We start from the raw sequence: 4,628 nt of genomic DNA on the forward strand, positions 1-4,628 counted from the left end.
ACCCGCTCTCCGCATCGTTTTCGGTCGGTTTTTATTCATGTCAAACCCACCAATCGGTACATACTTCCCTGCGGCCACTGATAACAGCTTTAACCCAATGCCTTTGTATTCACCAGTTAATGTATGAGGGTCAATCCATTTGGGGAGCCAGCCCCGACGGAAAAAGCTCGGCGTGGCAAAATACAGCTTGAACCGATTACCGGACAATGCAGGAGCTGGAATGACAAACGGTTCCACTTGTTCAAAAGAAGCAAGCCTTCCTTCTCCGCCCAACCGCATCACACCCTGTGCAGGAAGAGTAAGCCGATCGTAATCCAGCACGAAAGACAAAGGAGAACTCTGCTTCTGGTATTCATGTTTGGGTTCCATTCGAACCATCGACAATCGATAAAGCTTGCCATCTTCTGTAGAACGCCGATCTTGGTTTAACCCGATTCCGGTTTTTGATTCTTTTACAATAGAATCTGCCACCTCTTTATAGCCAAACATAGTAGATTGGCCATGCAGGTACTCAAGAAAGGTACCGAGCGTCATCACCGCCCCATCCATGTTCTCTACCTGCCCTTCTATCGGAGAGCGAAGAACCATAGGGAGCGTCCGGCTTGAAATCAATTCGTTCGGCTCTAACTGCAACAGGTACGCCGTCCCTTCTTCCCCATCCGGATTGACGCAATCGTAAGGCAGAGGGAAAAGAGGTTCACCGAACTCTTCAAGAAAAGCACCGCGCAGATGGAAATATTTCGTTGAATCGGCGTCCGTATTAAACAGTTTGTTCTCTTTTATATACATAAACAGTTCGGGATGTTCGGAAAAATACAGCGTACGCAGCGCACCATAAAATACGGAAGGAACCGGTGGAAACATACTTTCCGCACCAGCATCTTCTCCCATAGTGAATGGTTTTCCGTCACGGAAAAATAACGGGTCAAGCGCTTGAATCTTAAGCAATGGACTTCACCTCCCTTTCAAGGAATAGTAAAATGTTTAAAAATGAAAAGAACGTTGACCACTGGTGGGTATCCGCCATTGCTGAATATCGAATGAGTTCCTGCAACAGGGTGAATTTCTTTTGCAATTCTTCAACCGCTTCCGCCTTCTCGTCTTTTTTCAGCGAGCAAGCCCGGTACATCAGGCGTGTCCATTCTGCTTTCAGCATCTCATCGAGCGTTGAGATTTCTTTTGTCTCAATTTCTTCCGCATGGTCGGCCAATTTCATAACTTCCGTTTGGAATACACGAATAAACGTATCTGAAAAGTGCTTGCGTAACGAATCAACAATGGCATCAGCAAGATCGGTTGTCCAGTGTTCATCAAACGTCCATTTCAACACACTTTGAAGCTGTTCACCAGAATGTTTAAGCAGGCAAATGCCAAACGAATCTTTATCGTTTTTCTTTTTAGCCAACTTCTCCATTTCTCTTGCTTTATTAAGTACCAATGAGAGCGGCTCTTTGTAATGAGCAATCACCACACCTGCAGAAAATGCCATCGTTTCTTCCGTAAAATCTGATACATCAATGGCTTCAAAAGCTTCTCGGAGTTCTTTCATTACCGGGAAAAGGTGTCGTACATGAACCAGACCTAAAAAGTCGTCCCCCCCAGCATAAACAACTACACCGCGTTCACCAGTTAAGATGGCCCGAGCCTTTTTCGCAAATGCACCTAACTGCAGACTGATGTGGGTATGGAAGTCCTGAAGCTGACTTTGATCCCGAAGTTTTTCCCCGGAGAGCCATTTGCCCATATTATCACCGTCAAAGACAATAACGGCGTAATACGGCGTTGTTGAAATGCCCATATCTTGGATGAGCGATACTACCTTCCGCGAGTTTTTCTCTACTTCTTCGGTTATTTCTTCGCTAAATTCCCCGCCCCGCAGAACAGATAATACGAAAGCCGCATCTACCGCCTTTGGCTCAATGTTTGCTTCTTCTCCTTCTTTTACTTGATACAGTGCATCGAGCAGGGCAATATGCGCGGTAGAAGGGAAATCAGCCTCAAATGGAACGACCGTATCTTTGACCGCTTTGTCGGTAAAATAAAGGCCCGCAAAACGCTTTATCATCCCGACCGCACCGATCGCTTCGCCTTCGGATAGGTAGCGAAGACCAAGTTCTCCTCGTACCGGTACTTCTACCGCTTCGTCCATATACGCGCGCTTGACTCCCCGGTAAAAGAGGGCATCATGCTCACCGGTTAAGATGCATTTTCTCCCCTGTTCTTCAAGCTGGAAAAACGGGCGAACGCCTTTTACTTCTCCCAGGTGCCGTTCCACTTTCGGGTATTCTTCTTCATAGCTTCCGTTCATCGGATGCACAATCCAGCTTATATCAAGGTAATAACCAATCTGCCGGCCAAAATTTTTTGGACGTTTCACGCCTTCTTTCTCCATCTTTTTCATCAGGTGTTCGGCTATGTTGTGCCATTCTTGAATGATCGCTTCTTTTACCTGCTCGCCAAGCCGTCTAAACTTTTCTTTTTCTCCTTCTACAATGGCAAGGAAACGGTTCGGCATGGACTCAATGGTTTCATTCGGGAATACGATCTCTGCGGATGCCTGCAGGTTTTTCAACGCAGAAATTCCTGTTTTGGTTAAATGGGAAAGAAGATAGCTTCCAGCGTACATGTCCTGTGTTTTACGGGATTGGATAACGAATGGTTGTACCGGGCTTACCGTAAGCAAAAATAGTCCTTTCAACTTTTCATTCCCCCTTTCCTGTTAGGATCATGTCAGTAAACTTTCGAGACAAGTTTTGCTCGTTATGGGAACGTATCACCTCTGCTACATCCTTTTCAAATGCCGTATGAAGCGTGGTGACAACCGGGCGTACTTTGCCGCCAGCGGAAATCATTGAAACATACACCGGTGAACCCATGCGTTTGTTTTTTAATTCCCATTTTTTTGCAAAATCGCTGGTAAAGCCGGTATAGGGACTATTGTGTTTGCTGGAGGCTTTGCCTATTTGTTCTAGCAGATGAGTTGCACTTGTATACTCCATTCCGATTTCAATGGATTCGATATACGGGAACGGCAGACCGGTTTTTCGTATCGGGATGATTTTGTTACCAGCTACCTGAAAATGGTTATGTACCTGATTCAGTAGTGCCGCTATCTCTGTAAGCGTCGTAGGCATATCCGGGTATGCTACACTCCCGAATCCGCGCCGACTCCGTGCCCCCAATCCGCCAAGCAACAGCGCAATTTTCATCATGGATTCGTAACGGGCAAGATCCTCCCTGCTTACCAGAGCAAGCTGAAAGGTTCCACGTTCCGCAAATCCTTTGATCCTTCCTCTGCTTTCTTTTCGATGTGGACGCGGGTTGTATTCGCCACACTCTATGTTTTGTTTTTGTATCCGCAAAGTAACGGGCGATTTGGTCTTTCCGTTTTCCCCGAACCACTGCCCTTCTTTGTCCTTCAATTGGCTGATGCTTTCGATATCCGCATGAAGCGCACGAAACCAGAATCGAAGCGATCCCTTAACGGAGGCTTCGCGAAGTTCCGGTGTTTGCTCAACTCCCCGAAGTAACATAGGTGACAGCAATACACAAGAAATTACAGCTTTATGCAAACTCTCCCCTCCTGTTCTCATAAATTCTTTTTTAATGAATGGTTATACTTTCTATTTACCAGGTCTTATTTCCTCTAAAAAAATACAAATATAGACAATTTTCTTATTTACAGTTGAAAAAAGTTATAATCATCTTTTAAAAAGACAAAAAGCCACACCCTCTGCCCTAAGACACAAGAATGTGACTTCAGCTTTGCTGATTACCTTTACTTTTTATTACCTTGCTCATATGCCCGCACAGCTTTTTTGTATCAAACTTAGAAAATATATTTTCCCCGGTAAGTTATACGATGCTTAATTTCTCTTTGTAATCATCCTAGTTTTTCCTGGTTTTGTAGCATAACGATTAGTGCCTCTTTCTTCGTCATACCTGTGTATTTCATGCAACTCTTCTGCATCCAGGTTGCATCCGTACGGTTGAAGGTTGCACTTTTTCTCGTCCGGCATTTTCGATGAAAAGCTTAGTATCTACTTGCATCGATTTTTTTCTGCAACCTTAACATTCCTCAACATCTGTAGCATTTCAAAAGTAAAGTTTTATCAAGTTTTGTAGCATTTCAACTGCCGACGCATGGCTTCGATCACATATGGATTCCGGACCGTTTGCAACTCCGCTGCGGTCGAATATAGTTCAATCGCTTCTCCGTCCAGTTCTGCGCGGCCGCATACCGGAGCACCGTCTGATAGGGAATGTTAAACTGTTCACTTATCTTTTTCAGTGTGACGCGGCTGCCATCGTCTGGCGCATACACGAACGCGGCTTCCGCTGCTGTCCAATCGTATTTCACAGGAGCCGGCATTGTACATTCCTCCCTTTGTCTTGAAGTTTCTCTCATACCACTACATTCTCTATTCCTTTCCATGTAAGGAATGGAATAAAATGATGTGTAAGGAGTGATCAAATACATGGATATAAAAATAGCAGTTTTATACGGGAATAACCTACCTCCATATGAGCATATCGAAAGAATGCTAGATAAATACATCTCCGATTACCTACAAGCTAAAAGAAAAGAATCTTATAGAGAAGAGGATTTCTTTGAGATCCGGCTTGAA

The 4,628-nt window shown here is 44.7% G+C and carries 4 protein-coding genes; all 4 read right to left on the reverse strand.

Annotated elements, in window-relative coordinates:
• Positions 1-948, reverse strand: a 948-nt coding sequence (gene cmr3 / locus B2899_RS12000) for a type III-B CRISPR module-associated protein Cmr3 (RefSeq protein ID WP_286886072.1), incomplete at its 3' end; no start/stop codon positions are given.
• A complete protein-coding gene (gene cas10, locus B2899_RS12005; RefSeq protein WP_286886075.1) occupies positions 941-2,698 on the reverse strand; it encodes a type III-B CRISPR-associated protein Cas10/Cmr2 in 1,758 nt (585 codons plus the stop codon). The genes cas10 and cmr3, both read right to left, overlap by 8 nt.
• Before the next feature lie 4 nt (positions 2,699-2,702).
• Entirely contained in the window at positions 2,703-3,572 is an 870-nt protein-coding gene (gene cmr1, locus B2899_RS12010) for a type III-B CRISPR module RAMP protein Cmr1 (protein ID WP_286886077.1), read from the reverse strand.
• Between the two features lie 581 nt (positions 3,573-4,153).
• A complete protein-coding gene (locus B2899_RS12015; protein WP_286886078.1) occupies positions 4,154-4,372 on the reverse strand; it encodes a hypothetical protein in 219 nt (72 codons plus the stop codon).
• Positions 4,373-4,628: the final 256 nt, after the last annotated feature.

It is taken from the genome of Aneurinibacillus sp. UBA3580, from assembly GCF_002375825.1.
GTDB classification, from domain to species: domain Bacteria; phylum Bacillota; class Bacilli; order Aneurinibacillales; family Aneurinibacillaceae; genus Aneurinibacillus; species Aneurinibacillus danicus.

Coding starts and splice junctions, on each gene's coding strand:
- B2899_RS12015 (WP_286886078.1), bottom strand. CDS start 4,372: ATGCCGGCTCCTGTGAAATACGATTGGACAGCAGCGGAAGCCGCGTTC.